Annotated in this window: 13 protein-coding genes; 4 read left to right on the top strand and 9 right to left on the bottom strand. The window is 68.6% G+C overall.

The genetic code is table 11. The features are described 5' to 3' along the window. Window positions 1-6: 6 nt before the first annotated feature. Window positions 7-486, bottom strand: a complete 480-nt coding sequence (locus tag OCT49_RS37655; RefSeq protein WP_283856669.1) for a hypothetical protein — start codon at window positions 484-486, stop codon at window positions 7-9. Between the two features lie 41 nt (window positions 487-527). On the opposite strand from OCT49_RS37655, the gene OCT49_RS37660 reads away from it, so the two are divergent. Next, a complete protein-coding gene (locus OCT49_RS37660) occupies window positions 528-1,187 on the top strand; it encodes a class I SAM-dependent DNA methyltransferase (protein WP_391729616.1) in 660 nt (219 codons plus the stop codon). 121 nt (window positions 1,188-1,308) lie between these two features. On the opposite strand, the gene OCT49_RS37665 is transcribed toward OCT49_RS37660, so the two are convergent. The 3 genes from OCT49_RS37665 to OCT49_RS37675 form a co-directional block, all read right to left on the bottom strand. Next, window positions 1,309-1,848 (bottom strand): DUF7822 domain-containing protein, encoded by a 540-nt coding sequence (locus tag OCT49_RS37665; protein WP_283856670.1) that lies wholly within the window; start codon window positions 1,846-1,848, stop codon window positions 1,309-1,311. Between the two features lie 160 nt (window positions 1,849-2,008). Beyond that, on the bottom strand, window positions 2,009-2,773 hold the full coding sequence (locus OCT49_RS37670; protein ID WP_283856671.1) for an SAM-dependent methyltransferase: 765 nt from the start codon (window positions 2,771-2,773) through the stop codon (window positions 2,009-2,011). Between the two features lie 166 nt (window positions 2,774-2,939). Continuing rightward, window positions 2,940-3,515 (bottom strand): YdeI/OmpD-associated family protein, encoded by a 576-nt coding sequence (locus OCT49_RS37675; RefSeq protein WP_283856672.1) that lies wholly within the window; start codon window positions 3,513-3,515, stop codon window positions 2,940-2,942. A gap of 258 nt (window positions 3,516-3,773) precedes the next feature. Between OCT49_RS37675 and OCT49_RS37680 the strand changes: the two genes are divergently transcribed. Next, window positions 3,774-4,460 (top strand): hypothetical protein, encoded by a 687-nt coding sequence (locus tag OCT49_RS37680; RefSeq protein WP_283856673.1) that lies wholly within the window; start codon window positions 3,774-3,776, stop codon window positions 4,458-4,460. 307 nt (window positions 4,461-4,767) lie between these two features. Here the strand turns inward: OCT49_RS37680 and OCT49_RS37685 are convergent, their stop codons facing one another. The 5 genes from OCT49_RS37685 to OCT49_RS37705 all read right to left on the bottom strand — a co-directional run bounded on the left by OCT49_RS37685 (window position 4,768) and on the right by OCT49_RS37705 (window position 11,430). Next, window positions 4,768-6,183, bottom strand: a complete 1,416-nt coding sequence (locus OCT49_RS37685; protein ID WP_283856674.1) for an MFS transporter — start codon at window positions 6,181-6,183, stop codon at window positions 4,768-4,770. A gap of 782 nt (window positions 6,184-6,965) precedes the next feature. Then, window positions 6,966-8,801 carry an asparagine synthase (glutamine-hydrolyzing) gene (gene asnB, locus OCT49_RS37690; protein WP_283856675.1) on the bottom strand — a complete coding sequence of 612 codons (1,836 nt, stop codon included), beginning with the start codon at window positions 8,799-8,801 and terminating at the stop codon, window positions 6,966-6,968. A 70-nt stretch (window positions 8,802-8,871) separates the two neighbouring features. Then, entirely contained in the window at window positions 8,872-9,060 is a 189-nt protein-coding gene (locus OCT49_RS37695; protein WP_283856676.1) for a ferredoxin, read from the bottom strand. Between the two features lie 42 nt (window positions 9,061-9,102). Then, entirely contained in the window at window positions 9,103-10,323 is a 1,221-nt protein-coding gene (locus OCT49_RS37700; RefSeq protein ID WP_283856677.1) for a cytochrome P450, read from the bottom strand. A gap of 336 nt (window positions 10,324-10,659) precedes the next feature. After that, entirely contained in the window at window positions 10,660-11,430 is a 771-nt protein-coding gene (locus tag OCT49_RS37705; RefSeq protein WP_283856678.1) for a thioesterase II family protein, read from the bottom strand. 222 nt (window positions 11,431-11,652) lie between these two features. On the opposite strand from OCT49_RS37705, the gene ccrA reads away from it, so the two are divergent. Then, complete coding sequence (ccrA, locus tag OCT49_RS37710; protein WP_283856679.1) at window positions 11,653-12,999, top strand: crotonyl-CoA carboxylase/reductase; 1,347 nt, start codon at window positions 11,653-11,655, stop codon at window positions 12,997-12,999. A 79-nt stretch (window positions 13,000-13,078) separates the two neighbouring features. Next, the gene (locus tag OCT49_RS37715; RefSeq protein ID WP_283856680.1) at window positions 13,079-14,785 is read left to right on the top strand and encodes a 3-hydroxyacyl-CoA dehydrogenase family protein; all 1,707 of its coding nucleotides are present in this window, start codon (window positions 13,079-13,081) and stop codon (window positions 14,783-14,785) included. The last annotated feature ends 5 nt before the right edge of the window (window positions 14,786-14,790 follow it).

A 14,790-nucleotide genomic window follows, 5' to 3' on the forward strand; every position in this document is an offset into this window, starting at 1 on the left:
CGGTCCTCAGGCCGCGGCCCAGGGAACGCGGCAGACGTGGGGCGCCGTGCCCGCCGGGCACAACGTCCTGATCACCGTCCTGCGGATCACCCGCCAGGTCCGCAGGGAGCACACCAGGCGGACGCGCAGCTCGACCGCCTCCCGCGCACCCCTGTCCAGGCCGGGGTTCTCCCAGTCCCACTGCTCCGTCAGGTGGTCGTACGCGTCGGCGGTCGTCAGCCCGCTCCCGGGAAGCTCGTGAACCACCGCCCTGTCCACGATCCGGGCGCTCCGGGAACCCACGGCCGCGTCGACGAGCCCCTGGACCCATGCCAGCCCCTGCTCGTCCGCGTACAGACCGAATCTCAGGGCGCGTGTCCTCATCGCTTCGACGTCCTCGTTCCCGTTCGTGTCGGTGTTCTCGTCGTGCCGGCCGTCTTTCCGATGCGTACCGTAACCGGTGGGGCGCGAGGGGAACGATCCGTACGGCCACGATTCACGTTCCATGTGCGTATGGGGGGATTACATGTCGAACGAGGAAGGATCTAATGTCCTCACTCGTGACCGAACTCTCCTCGTACCTGAACACGACCGCGGACGCCTACGACGCCGTGGCCGTCCCCTACGCCGAACTCGTCCGTGATTCGCTCGACGTCCTCCCGCTGGACCGCTCGTTCCTCGCCACGTTCGCCGAACTCGTGACGACCGCGGGCGGCGGACCCGTCGTCGAGCTGGGGTGCGGCCCCGGGTACCTCACCGCGCACCTGCGGGACTCGGGGCTGGACGTCTCCGGCATCGACCTGTCGCCGGTGATGATCGACCTCGCCCGCGAGACGTACCCGGACCTGCGGTTCGAGGTCGGCTCCATGGACGCCCTGGACCTGGCCGACGGAACGTTGAACGCCGTCGTGTCCTGGTACTCGCTCATCCACACCCCGCCGCGGGACGTGCCCCCGTACTTCGCCGAGTTCCGCCGGGTGCTCGCGCCCGGCGGCCACCTCCTGCTGGGCTTCTTCGAGTCGGAGGGCGAACCGGTCACGGCGTTCGACCACAAGGTGACGACGGCCTACCGGTGGCCGCTCGACGACCTCGCGGCGATGGCCCGCGAAGCCGGATTCGTCGAGATCGGCCGGATGCTGCGCGAACCGCAGGAGGGGGAGCGGTTCCGCCGGGGTCATCTGCTGATGCGCCGGGCAGAACAGGGCTGACGACCACCTGCACCCGGCCCGGTGGCCCTTCCGCCGGACCCCGTGCGGGGTTCCCGCCCCGCGTGCAGGGTCCGGCGGGTCATCTGCCGGGTCCCATGGCTGGGGTACGACCCCGCTCCGGTCACCTTTCGGGGAACGAGAAGTAGAGCGCGTCGCTGTAGAAAGAAGCGAAGTGGTCCCGCCAGTCCTTCCGGACGGAGGCGAGCCACGCGTCGTCATTCCCGGCGATCGCGGCCTCGGCACGGGCAACGGCGTCGGGTATCTCGTGGGTGACCAGGTACTCCACCGATTCCTCGGGATCCTCGCCCTCCTGGAGCGAGACGATCTCCCCCGTCTCCAGGACGAAGAACTGATCCCGCTGCTCCTCCAGGTGGGCCGTGGTCCTGGCAACGCACTCGGTGAACTCGCTGTCTCCCTCGAGCCCCTGCCCGACCACACGCAGGAGGTCGCCGAGCAGGGTGGCGCCGCCGTCGAAGTCCGCGGCGATGCCGATGCGCAGGTTCCAGATCATGGACGGGACCCTGGTCGTCCCACGCCCGACGAGCAGTTGGTGCGCCAGCGGGATGCTCCAGTTGTGCTCGGAGATGCACCGGATCTTCTTCGGGTTCGAGTCCGGGTCCGGCGGCGTGCTCGTGGAGTAGAGGTAAGAACGGTTGGCCATGGCAGTGACCATAACCCCAGGGTCCGACAGTCCGGTTCGGCAGTCTGGTCCGGCAGTCCAGAGGGCGCCCGGACGAACCGCGGCGGGGCGCGGGGGAGTCGGGGCGGACGCCCGGTCGTGTTCGTCCGCTCCGTCCCTCCCGTGGGAGGGAGCAGCCCGTTCAGCCGACGGGAACCAGCGTGAGGTAGGCCAACCCGAGCACTCCCCGGTAGCCCCTCAGCCAGCTTGCCCGGTGCCGGTCGACGCGCTCGCGGGTCTCCTCCGCCAGCGGGTGGTCCGGGTGGGTGGCCAGCCACTCCTCCACGTCCGACTGGTAGCCGGACTCGAAGTCCTCCCACTCGCCGGCGTCGGCCGTCTCGATCCAGGAGGGCCGGAATCCGGCGGACACCGCGAGGTCGACGAGTCCGGCCAGGTCCTGGTGCTCGCCGGCATGGGCGCCCGGCCACATCGCGTCGAGTTCGGCAGGGGTGGGGGGACGCTGCCAGAAGCCCTCGCCGAGCAGGACCCGCCCTCCCGGCGCGACCGTCCGGCGCAGTGCGTCGAGCGCCTCGGTGATGTGCTGCGGGGGTTCCGCCCCGCTGAGGGCATGACTGGCCCCCAGACACAGGACGAGGTCGGCGGGCCCGTGGTCCGTTTCAGCCGCCGACCCCTCGACGAACTCCACGCGCCCGCCCAGTCCGCGGGCCTCGGCGTTCGCACGCCCCCGGGCCAGGCTCTCGGCGTCGAGGTCGACCCCGACCCCGGTCGCCCCCGGCACCGCTTCGAGGATTCGGAGCATCAACTCCCCCCAGCCACAACCGATGTCCAGGATCCGACCGGGTGCCGCCCGGCCGAGCCGGTCGACCGTCCGCGCGGCGCGGGCCTCGGAAAAGGGGCCGTGGAAGGTGAGCCGCGTCAGGCGCGGGGGAAGATCCGTGTCGGTCATACGGTGCACGTTAACGCCGACGGGACCGTCCTGGACATCGAGTTTCGTCCCGGCGGCCCCGAAGCCGACCGGCTGTCACGACCGACCGTCATGGTCGGTCCTCACGGTCGGTTGCTACGGCTGGTTGCCACGACCGGTCGTCGCCACGGCTCGTCATGACCGGTCGTCACGAACGTTCGTCACGGGCGAGCGCGTGCAGGATCCTGTCGAGTCGGGCCTTCCGGGTGGCCGGGGTGAGCGCCTGCAGCAACGGCAGGATCAGCTGGTACCGCGCGGTCCTGTCGAGGGCCTCGAACGCCTCGCGTGCCCCGGGATCCGCGTCGAGTGCCGCCGCCAACTCGGGCGGTACCGTCGCCGTTCGCTGCGACGCGTAGGCCGCCGCCCACCGGCCGTCCTCCTGGGCCCTGCGGACCTCGGCCAGTCCGGCCTCGCGCATCCGGCCCGCCGCCGTCAGCTTCGCCACCTTGTCCACGTTCACCTGTGACCACAGGCTCCTGGGGCGGCGCGGCACGTACTTCTGCAGGTAGTACTGATCGTCGAACGACTGGCGTTGGCCGGAGACCCAGCCGTGGCACAGTCCGATGTCGACCATCTCGTCGTCGGTGACCGACGGGATGCCGGACTTCTTCCTGGCCACCTTGATCCACACGCCCTCATAGCGCGTGCCGTGCTCGGCCAGCCAGCTCTCGAATGCCTCCGCGTCCGCGAACGCGATGACTTCCACCCCATCGATCTCGTCCATGCGGCCGAGGTTATCGCCCGACGGCAACAGCAACGCCCTGGTCGGAAGCATCGTCCCGGGTGGAAGCGGCGGCCCCACTCTTCCGTCGCGGCCGGCCGTCGGACAACGGTCTGGCAGGAAGTTGCCAGGTCGGAAGGCGGTACGGGACGGGGTGGCCGTCAGCTTCGTGCCAACCTTTCGGCCGTCGACGCGGATTCCAACAAGCGTGGTTACGCTCCGTCCGAACTTCTAGGAAAGGCAAGGCCATTGCGTAACCGAATGACACTCGCCATCGCGGCGGCGGCCGGTCTGTTCATGCTGTCGGCCGCTCCCGCAACGGCCGCCCCGCTCGGTGAGGCCTCGACGGGTGCCCGGGCCGGACAGGCGTGCACGGACGTGAAGCTGTCCGGGTCGCTGCCCGTGCCTCCGGCCGGTACGGCCGTGAAGCAGCAGATCACCATCGGCCCCGACTGCAAGCCGCAGCTGGGCCCGGTGCAGCGGGTGACGAAGGACGGCGCAGGAGCGGCCGAGGTCTCGGCGAAGACCATCGGTGCCGCCGTCGCCGCGGGCACCCGGCAGGTGAACAGCGCGTCCGAGATGTACGACTGCTGCAACATCCGGATGACCGGCCTCTACACCACCTCCACCTGGACCACCGACGGCACCAGGATCACCACCGCCTCCACCGACGCCACCCAGCAGTGGAACCGCGAGCCGTGGAACGCCGGCTGGTCGCTGGTGTCGTCGAGCAAGAACGCCGACTGCCTCGCCGACTGCGCGGTCTCCAACAACGAGGCGCACGCCGCGTTCTCCTACAAGGGGATCTTCGACGTCTCCGGCGACCGGTACGCCAACACGCACCACTCGTACGTGGAGCTGAAGGCCGACGGCACCGCGAGCTGCCGCTTCGACGTCGAGCTCAAGAACACCTTCATCGGCTGGAACTGGCAGCGCAGCTGTCAGTGATCCCACCCCGCGACGGGGCCGTGCGGCAGAACTGCCGCACGGCCCCGTCGTGTCCCCGCACTCGTGTGCCGGAGCACCGACGCACGGGCGGCGGTACGACTGACGTTCCGCTGAGGCCCACGCCGTCGGCCTCCTGGCCAGTTCACACGACCCGTACCCCGATCGTGCCCCCGTTCCGTTTCCGTTTCGGCGCCCGGCCCCCAGCCGCGCCCCACACGAAACCCGGGTCCGGAACGCCAGGGAGGGTCCGTCGGCAAGCTGACGGACCCTCGTGCGGGATCGGGGCCGGCCGGGATCCGGAGACGGGTCACACCGTCCGACGGTCGCCCAACGTGACGTACTTCAGTGTGAGCAGGGCGGCCGCACCGTAACAGATGGCCGTGATGAGGAAAGAGGCCCGCGCTCCCTCGTACCAGCTGTCGGGATTTGTCAGAACGATGCCGACCGCGGCGACACCGACCAGTCCACCGAACTGACGGTTCGCGTTGAGCGTCGAACTGGCGATGTTGGCGTGCTTCGGACCCGCGGACTCCATCAGTGCGAAGGTCATGGCCGGCGCGCCGAGACCGATACCGAAGTTGGCGATGCCGACGGCCGTGGCCAGCATCCAGTACGGCGTGGAGTCGCTGATGCCGAGGAGCGCCGCGGACGCCACGCCCGCGAGGGACAGGGCGGCGATCAGCAGTCGACGCGCGCCCCAGCGGGGGCTGTACCGGGCGAATACCAGGTTGCCGACCAGCGGGCCGACCATCATGGGCAGCATCTGGATTCCTGCCAGGAAAGGTGAGACTCCTCGCGCGTTCTGCAGAAAGAGACCGAGCATGAAGATCCCTCCCATGAGTCCGAAATTGATGAGGAATCCGACGAGATTGGATGCGGTGAAGCAGGAATTACGGAAGAGCTCCAGCGGAACGATGGGCTTTGAGCTGCGGCGCTGTTGTACCACCAGCGTGACGAGAAACACCACGGCTGCTGCACCGGACAGGAGAACGGGGACCGACGACCAGCCGAGGGAGGGCCCCTCGATCAGCGTGAAGGACAGCGCCACGAGCCCGAGAACTCCCAAGGCGTTGCCCAGGACTCGGGGCCGGACGTGCTGTGCCGGGATCTCGGCGACATATCGTCTGGCCAAAAGGATTCCCGCGATACCGATCGGCAGGTTGAGCATGAAGATGCTGCGCCAGCCGAGCGTGCCGACCAGGACACCCCCGATCACCGGTCCCAGCGCCGTGAACGTGGACACGATCGCCGTCCACAGACCCACCATGCGGGTCCGCATCTTGGGATCGGGGAAGGAGCTCGTGAGCAGCGTCAGTGAGGCCGGCATGAACAGGGCGGCTCCCACTCCCTGCACCATTCTCGAGATGATCAGTGCCGGACCGTTCGAGGACAACCCGCACGCGGCTGATGCCACTACGAATACCGCCATGCCGAGAAGATAGATCTTCTTGGCGCCGTAGCTGTTTGCCAGCGAACCAGCGAGGAGCAGCAACGAAGCAAAGGTCAGAACATATCCGTCGATCACCCAAGTGAGTTCGGAGAATCTCAGGTGCAACAAATCCTGGATCTTCGTGCCGGCGATATTTATGACGGTGGCGTCGACCGTCGCCATGACGAACCCGGCCGCGAGAGCGGCCAGCTTCAGACCGGGCCCACCGCCCGGATCAGATTTCCGGCCGACCGAGTCTCCAGTGACCTGGGTGCTCGCCGCATCGCTGGACATGGTCTCCTTCTGTCAGATTGATGTCGTCACCTCTTCCGCCCGCCCGTGCCCGAATTCTCCGCAGGCCGGCTTCGGGATACAGGTGAGGGGAAAAGAGGGCCCTCCGGGTCCATTGGACCATTCTCCGCGAGCCGGCCGATTCCCACAGACGTGAATTCGCCATCGTGGACCAGGGGCGGCGGCACGTCGCGAGCACGGTGGTCGCCCGCGCGAGCCGACGGACCGATGCGCGCAGGGAGTGGGAACCGGGCGGCCCCGGTCGTCGAAACGAACCCGGTGCCTCGCATCGGTCACGACCCTCCCGGCCAGTCGCGTTTCTTGCAGGTCGTGGGAGCCGAAGGGGCGCTTGTTCCGCGCTGACCCGGCGTCACCTCGTACGACAGCCGGCCCTCTCGACGTCCGGAACGCCCGGTGTCAGGGCGTGCCAAGTTACATGATCCGTCGTCAGCTTCCGCGTTTCATGGGAAAGATTTTGTATCCTGCAACCAGAAATATTTAAATTGCAACCATTGCTTTCGTCGTTCCGCCTGCGAAGCGGCTCGGGCTCGTCGCGTTCCACCGCAGTGGGCTCGCCGGACCGGCCTTCGCCGGCGGTGTCGGCCGCGCAAGGCTCCGTGGCGATGCCGAGATCCGGGTCGACGTCCGGCTCCGGGACCACGCCCAACTCCAGGCCGATACCGACCCCCCGGACGACCGCAGTGAGTGTCTTCTCCGGTCAAGGAGAAGGCTCGGGCCGGGCCCGGCCCCGTCAGGGGGCGCAAACCCGGCCCGAGGGCGGCCGGTCAGTCGAGCTTCAGTGTGGGGTTGCGCAGATCGAGCCACGTCGCCAGGTCGAGAGACCGTTCCAGTACCGTCCGCTGCTGGAGGCTGATGGTGTCCTTGTCCGCCTTCATCGCCTCGCCCAGCCGCTCCCGGCTGCACAGTGCCAGCGCCGGGTGATCGCCGGCGAGCAGGTCGGAGACCTGGGACTGGATCGCCGCGAGGTACCGCGGGTCGAAGGTACTGGGGTAGCCGCTCTTCTTGCGGTCGGCCACGGCCGGCGGCAGCAGATCGCGTGTCGCGGCACGCAGAAGGCTCTTCTCCCTGCCGTCGAACGCCTTCAGCGACCACGGGGTGTTGAACACGTACTGCACGAGACGGTGGTCGCAGAACGGGACCCGCACTTCGAGCCCGGCCGCCATGCTCATCCGGTCCTTGCGATCCAGGAGGGGTTGCATCTTCCGCGTCACGTTCAGGTAGCAGACCTGGCGCATCCGCTTCTCCAGGCCGGTCTCGCCCTCCTGCAGCGGGACCTCCTTCAGGGCGTCGAGGTAGTGGTCCTGGACGTAGGTCTCCAGATCGAGCCGACGTGACAGCTCGTCGCTCAGGAGGCCGCCCGCCTCGAAGAGGGAGCCCTTGCCCGCGAGCCAGGGAAAGGTGTCCGCGTAGCGGAACCTGTCCTCGTGGAACCACGGGTAGCCCCCGAACAACTCGTCCGCCGACTCCCCGGAGAGCGCCACCGTCGAGTGCTCGCGGACGGCCTTGAAGAGGAGATGGAGCGAGTTGTCGCGGTCGCCGATCCCGTTCGGGAAGTCCCGTGCGCCGACGGCCGCCCGTCGTACCTCCGGGTCGGCCAGCGCGCTGCCGTGGAGCAGGATGTCCCGGTGGTCGCTGCGTACGTGCTCGGCCACCGCGTGCGCGTACGGCGTGTCCAGGGTGGGGGCGAGGGCGATCGCCCTGAAGTTCTCCTCCTGGCCCGGGAAGTCCACGTTGAAGCTGCGGACCGTCTCCCCCTGCTCCCGGAGCCGCTGAGCCGCGATGGCGGTGATGACGGAGGAGTCCAGACCGCCCGAGAGCAGTGTGCAGCGGGGGACGTCCGCCACGAGCTGCCGGGAGATGCTGTCCTCCAGCAGCTCCCTGACACGCGCGACGGTGGTCTGCCGGTCATCCGTGTGGTCCTCGGCGTCGAGGCTCCAATAGGCGTACTCCCGCAGCCCGTTGACATCGACCACGGCGACGTGACCGGGGCGGAGCTCGCGCATCCCCTCCCAGATCGCGTGCCCCGGGGTCTTGGCGAAGGAGAACATCTCCCGCAGTCCGTCCAGGCCCACCACGGCGGAACAGAGCGGGTTCGCCAGAATCACCTTGGGCTCGGAGCCGAAGAGGACGCCGTCCTCGGTCTCGTAGTAGTAGAAGGGCTTGACGCCCAGCCTGTCCCTGACCATGACGAGCTTCTCGGTGCGCGTGTCCCAGACGGCGAAGGCGAACATGCCGTTCAGGTGTTCACCGATCGCCTCGCCCCACTCCACGTAGCCGCGGAGCACGACCTCGGTGTCCGACGCCGTGGTGAAACGGTGACCGCGGCGGCGGAGTTCGTCGCGCAGCTCGGTGTAGTCGTAGGTCTCTCCCGAATAGACCATCACCACGTCGCCGTCGCCGGTCCCCACCCTCATCGGCTGCGCACCGCCGGGCAGGTCGATGACGGCGAGCCGCCGATGGCCGAGGGCGGCGTGCCGGTCCACCCAGGTGTCTCCCGCGTCGGGACCGCGGCAGGCCATGGTGCCGTTCATGTCGTCGAGGACCTGCCGCTGCTGCGTCAGGTCCCGACGGTACGACACCCAGCCGGCGATACCGCACATGGCGATCAGTCCTTCCCTCGAAGATGGTCACATCACGTTCGACCCCGGCAACCGGTGCCGCCACTCGGTGTCATGCCACATGGATCACATCTGCCGGGCAGATGGCGATGGAGTCCTCGACCGCGCCCCGCAGCTCCTCGGGAGGCGTGGGGTCCAGAAGGATCACGATGCCGTCTTCGTCCTGGTCGAAGATCTCCGGCGCGACCAGTACGCACTGTCCGGCGCCGCAGCACATGTCCGTGTCGATGGAAATTCTCATGGTTCTCCTCCTCAGGTGCCGACTCGGTGGTTTGCCGGCCGGTCACCAGGTGACCGGAAGCGCATGGCAGCCGTAGACCAACATGTCGCTGCGGAACGGGACTTCCGTGAAATCCACTGCCAGCCGCAGCCCCGGGAAGCGGGCCAGCAGCGTGTTCAGGGCAATCTCCAGCTCGGCACGGGCCAAGGACTGGCCCAGGCACTGATGCACGCCGTACCCGAAGGCGATGTGGTGCTGGGCGTTCCGGCGCCGGATGTCGACGGTGTCGCCGTCGGGGAACTGCTCGGGGTCCCGATTGGCGGAGGCGACGGCACAGATGATTCCCTCGCCCGCCCTGATGAGCCGGCCGCCCACTTCGACATCCGCGATGGCGGCCCGCCGCGGCCCGCTGCGCGTGATGCTGTGGAACCGCAGCATTTCCTCCACGGTTCCCGGCATCAAGGAGGGGTCCTTGCGCAGTTCGTCGGCTGCCGACGGATTCTGGAACAGCGTCAGCGCGCCGAGCCCGATCATGTTGGCGGTGGTCTCGTGCCCCGCGATCAACAGCAGCGTGGCCGTCCCCGTCACCTCTTCCCGGGTCAACTGGCCCTCGCGCATCCGATCGTGGACCAGCTCGCTGAGGATGTCGTCGCCCGGGTTCTCCTCCTTGCCGGCGACGAGGTGGCCCAGGTAGGTGCGCAGTTCCTTACGGGCCGCGGTGCGTTCGTCCTCCGTGTTCACCCGGGAGAGCACGGTGGCGGTGATCGACTGGAAGAGGTCCCGGTCCTCGTACGGCACACCGAGCAGCAGGCTGATGACGAGAGACGGAAGCGGAAGCGCCAGGGACCGGACCAGGTCCACGGAGCCGCCGGATCCGTCCTTGCGTTTCTGTTCCTCCATCTCGTCGCACAGCTGGTCGGTGATCTGCTGGATGCGGGGGCGCAGCCGGGACACACTCTTCACGGTGAAGGCGTGCGTCAGCATCCGGCGCCGGCGGCCGTGCTCAGGAGGGTCGGTGCGGATGAGGCTGGCGCCCTCGCCCGCGGTCACCATTCCGCTCCGGGGAAACCCTGGAGCGTTCACGTCGGAACTGAACCGGGGATCCGACAGGGCGCTGCGGATGTCCGAGTAGCGCGTCAGCAGCCACGCCCAGCTCTTGTCCGCCAGTGCGACACGACTGACCGGCTGTTCGATACGGAGTTTCGCGTATTCCTGCGGCGGGGAGAAGGGACAGCCCGGCGGGGGCTCGGCGGGCAGAGGAGGGAGTGCCTTCAACGGATCCATGTCAGTCCTTACGTCGTTGTCGTCCTGGAGCGAGCCGGTGATTCCCTCGGGGCGGGGAGGTTCCCGTGCTCGTTCCGTCCCCGAACCCCGCGAGCATCGCCCCGTCGGTCTGGTGCGGGAGGAAGCGGCGGAGCTCTTCCGGGGGGACGCGAGGGGGCGTGGGCAAGCCGTGAACGGCACGGGGGAGTTCCCGCGTCACGTGGTCACGGACCTCACGACCTGCGGTCGGTCCACTCCCGGGCGGTGCCGGTCGGGGCCGCCGGCTCCCCGATGCCGGCCGTACGTCTCGGCAGGAAGGAACCGGTGCCCGATCGCCCGAAATGCCCCGCGTTTTCCTCACCGGTGGCCGGCACCACGGAGGGTGCGCTCGATTTCGACGGCCATGTCTTCCTGGCCGTCGACGAGATAGAAGTGACCTCCCGAGAAGACGTCCAGTTCGAAAGGTCCCTCCGTGTGGTCGCTCCAATGGTGCAGTTCGCCGACTTCCACTCGTGGATCCGAGAAACCCGTGAAACCGCGGATGGGGCATTTCAGAACGGGGCCGGGGGTGTATTCATACGTCTCCGCGGCGTGGTAATCGCTCCGAATCGCGGGGAGAAACATCTTGAGTACGTCCGCGTCGCCGAACATTTCCGAGCCGGTGCCGTCGAGTGCGCGGATGTCATCGGCCATCTCCTCGTCCGAGAGCCGGTGCAGTCCCTTGTCGACATTGCGGTGGGGGGCGGGCCGCCCGGAGACGAAGAGGGCTTCGGGCGGCTTTCCGTCCGACTGCAGCCTCAGCGCGACCTCGTAGGCGAGCGTCGCGCCCATGCTGTGTCCGAACAGGGCGTAGGGGCCGTCGAGGCATGGCCCCACCGCCTCCACGACGCGGTCGGCCAGCTCGTGAATGTGCGGAATATTGGCTTCGGACCTGCGGTCCTGGCGCCCCGGGTACTGCATGGACCACACGTCGATCTCCGGAGCCAGCCTGTGCGAGAACGGAAAGAAGAAGCTGGCGGACCCGCCTGAATGAGGGAAACAGAGCAGCCGGTATCGAGCCTCGGGCGAAGGATGGAACCTGCGCACCCAAGCTGTTTCTTCCACGGGATTACCCACCACGCCGCGCACTCCAAATCATTCTTCCCAATGAACCGGGCGAAGCCTCGCGGTTGCACATGATGCCCGGACGGCATGACAGCAGCAATCCCCCTACTCCCGAGGAGCGGGCCGGTAGGGGGGCAGGTGAAACCGGTCGTCGGCAGTAGGGGATTTCGGTGCGAAAGGACCCTGCTTAACCTCTGGCGAGAAGGGCGTGCACTGCCCCACCTCGCACTCGCCCCCGGAGGAAACGTGAAGGAAATAGTCGATGCCATCGTCTCCACCGAGGCGACGCCCGACGACTACGCGGCGCTGCCACTCCCCGACAGCTACCGAGGCATCGCCGTCCGCAAGACGGACATCGGAATGTTCGATGGACTGGACTCGGGGGTGAAGGATCCCCGCAAATCCCTTCAGCTCATGGATGTCCCGGTGCCGGAGCTCGGGCCCGGCGAGGCCCTGGTCGCCGTCATGGCGAGCTCGGTGAACTACAACACCGTCTGGACCTCGATCTTCGAGCCGATGCCGACCTTCGGCTTCCTGGAGCGGTACGGGAAGCTCAGCGACCTGGCCCGGCGCCACGACCTGCCGTACCACGTCATCGGCTCCGACCTGGCGGGCGTCGTCCTGCGCACCGGGCCCGGCGTCAACGCCTGGAACCCCGGGGACGAGGTCGTCGCGCACTGCCTGTCGGTGGAGCTGGAGTCCTCCGACGGCCACAACGACACGATGCTCGACCCCGAGCAGCGCATCTGGGGCTTCGAGACCAACTTCGGCGGCCTGGCCGAGCTCGCGCTGGTGAAGTCGAACCAGCTGATGCCCAAGCCGCGGCACCTGAGCTGGGAGGAGGCCGCGGCCCCGGGCCTGGTGAACTCGACCGCCTACCGCCAGCTCGTCTCGCGCAACGGGGCCGGCATGAAGCAGGGCGACAACGTGCTGATCTGGGGCGCCAGCGGCGGACTCGGCTCGTACGCGACCCAGTTCGCCCTGGCCGGCGGCGCCAACCCGGTCTGCGTGGTCTCCTCGCCGCAGAAGGCGGAGATCTGCCGGCGGATGGGCGCCGGGGCGATCATCGACCGCAGCGCCGAGGACTACAAGTTCTGGAAGGACGAGCACACCCAGGACCCGCGCGAGTGGAAGCGCTTCGGCAAGCGCATCCGCGAGCTGACCGGCGGCGAGGACGTGGACATCGTCTTCGAGCACCCCGGCCGCGAGACCTTCGGCGCCTCCGTCTACGTCACCCGCAAGGGCGGCACCATCGTCACCTGCGCCTCCACCTCCGGCTACCACCACGAGTACGACAACCGCTACCTGTGGATGTCGCTGAAGAGGATCGTCGGCTCGCACTTCGCCAACTACCGCGAGGCCTGGGAGGCCAACCGCCTGGTCGCCAAGGGAAAGATCCACCCCACCCTCTCCAAGGTCTACTCCCTGGAGGAGACCGGCCAGGCCGCCTACGACGTCCACCGCAACCTCCACCAGGGCAAGGTCGGCGTGCTGGCCCTGGCCCCCCGCGAGGGACTCGGCGTCCGGGACCGGGAGATGCGCGAGAAGCACATCGACGCCATCAACCTGTTCCGCACACCACCACGGACCTGAGCATCCGGAACCCAAGCCGATGAGAACCAGGGGAACAGCCGTGCAGGACATAGTGGGACCCGGCCGTGCCGTCGGAATCGTGGGACTCGGGACGGTCGGCGAGTCGTTGTTGAACATGGTGGCCGCCACCGGGTGCCCGGTGGTCGGCGTGGACCACGACCCGGATGTCATCACCCGGGTCGGGCAACGCCTCAAGCACACGGGCGGCGACGAGACCGGGGAGCCCGCCGCCTGCACGCTGACCACCGAGATCACCGCGCTGGCCGGTGCCGGTGTCGTGGTGGAGGCGGTGGCCGAGGATCCGGCCGCCAAACGCGACGTGCTTCGCCGGCTGCGTCAGGTCTGCCCGCCCGATACGGCGATCGTCACCACCACCTCCGCACTGCCTCTCTTCCCCCTCGCCACCGCCTCGGGGTGCCCCGACCGCATCGCCGGCCTTCGCATGCTGCGCCCGCCGGCGAGGGGAAGGTGTGCCGAAGTCGTACGCACCTCACTGACATCCGACGAAACGGCCGATGCGGCGGAACGCCTCACGACGGCCATCGGCCTCGAACCCGCCGTTCTCGGGCAATGCGCGAGTGATACCGCCACCCGGCTCGTCCACCCCTGTCTCAACCGCGCCGTCGCCATGGTCGTGGAGGGTTTCGCTTCCCCCCGCGACATCGACACCGCCATGCGGCTCGGCTGCGGACTGCCGTCCGGGCCGTTGGAGCTGATCGACGAGCTGGGCGTGGACAGGGTTCACGACTACCTGGAGTCCCGTTGGCGCCGCACCGGCGAGGAGGCATTCCGCCCGGTGCCGCTCCTGACCTCGATGCTTCGAAGGGGCCTCCTGGGAAGGAGGACCGGCCAGGGCTTTTACGGTCACGACGGCCAAGGACTGCCGGGCGCGCCGGCCCCCGGCGAGGAGGACCGTGCGCAATCGCCGGCGGCCGACCGGCCCGTGGGCCACGTCGGTGTGTTCGGTTCCGGCACGATGGCGCGGGGCATCGCGGAGGTGTGTGCCACGTCAGGGCTCCGCGTCACCTTGGTGGCTCGCAGCACCGACAAGGCCCGAAGTGCCACGACGGCCATCGAGGCATCGCTGGTCAGGGCGGTGCGCAGGGGCAGGATCACCCCGGCCCGAAAAGGGGCGGCGTGCGCCGCGCTCGCCACCGTCGACGACGTCTCGGCACTCGTCGACTGCGACCTGGTCATCGAGGCCGTCGCGGAGGACCTCCAGGTCAAGCGCGGCGTTTTCGCGCAGCTCGGAGCGGTGTGCCGGCCCGGCGCGATCCTGGCCACCACCACCTCCAGCCTGTCCGTCGCGGCCTGTACCGCTCCGGCCGGCCGCCCCGGGGAAACGCTGGGCCTGCACTTCTTCAACCCCGCGCCGGTGATGAAACTGGTGGAACTGGTGCGGACACCGGACACGGCCGACCAGGTGATGGACGTGGGCCGCGCGTTCTGTGCCGGCCTCGGCAAGGTGTCCGTGGCCTGCCCCGACCGGGCCGGTTTCATCGTCAACCGGCTCCTCTTCCCCTACCTCGCGGACGCGGTGCGGCTGCTGGACGACGCAGCTCTCGACGTCGTGGCGCTCGACACCGCGGTGCAACGGGGATTCGGACACCCGATGGGACCGTTCGCTCTGCTCGACGTCATCGGCCTGGACGTCTCCCTGGCGATCCTGGAACGCCTGCACGCCGCGTTCCCCGGGGCCGGCTGCGAACCGCCGGCCGTGCTCCGGGAGTTGGTGAACGGAGGTCACCTCGGGCGCAAGACGGGCCGGGGGCTGCGCAGGGCGTGAGATCC

This window comes from Streptomyces sp. ML-6, from assembly GCF_030116705.1.
Lineage (GTDB): Bacteria > Actinomycetota > Actinomycetes > Streptomycetales > Streptomycetaceae > Streptomyces.